The sequence below is a fragment of the Robertmurraya sp. DFI.2.37 genome (assembly GCF_029211245.1).
GTDB classification, from domain to species: domain Bacteria; phylum Bacillota; class Bacilli; order Bacillales; family Cytobacillaceae; genus Robertmurraya; species Robertmurraya methanolica_A.
In genome coordinates, this window is sequence record NZ_JARGEJ010000570.1 from 1 (window position 1) to 306 (window position 306).

1 pseudogene is annotated in these 306 nt (G+C 40.8%); it reads right to left on the reverse strand.

Annotation, left to right across the window (positions count from 1 at the left end):
• Positions 1-123: 123 nt before the first annotated feature.
• Positions 124-306, reverse strand: a pseudogene (locus tag PZE06_RS29760) (carboxylesterase); the annotation flags it as partial.

Here is a 306-nt window from a genome sequence, read left to right on the forward strand (position 1 = left end):
CGGGACGACGCCATCACTCTCCCCTTGAGCAATCAAAGTCGGGATGGTCACCCGATTGATCAAAGGTTTGATTGTAGCGACAAGCTTTCTAAATTGGAGGGTAGCGGCAATAGGCGTTTCCTTTTATTTTCTAGAATACCTAATGAATAGCTCATTCTCCTTTAAGCGCCCCTTTAATGTATCCTTTACCATTTCAGATACATCCACAAGCAATTGCTTTGGATTTACATAATAGGCAGCTGCACTAAATAGAATTAATTTCTCAATAGGATAATGAACCGCTAAATAACTGGCAATTAAGCCTCC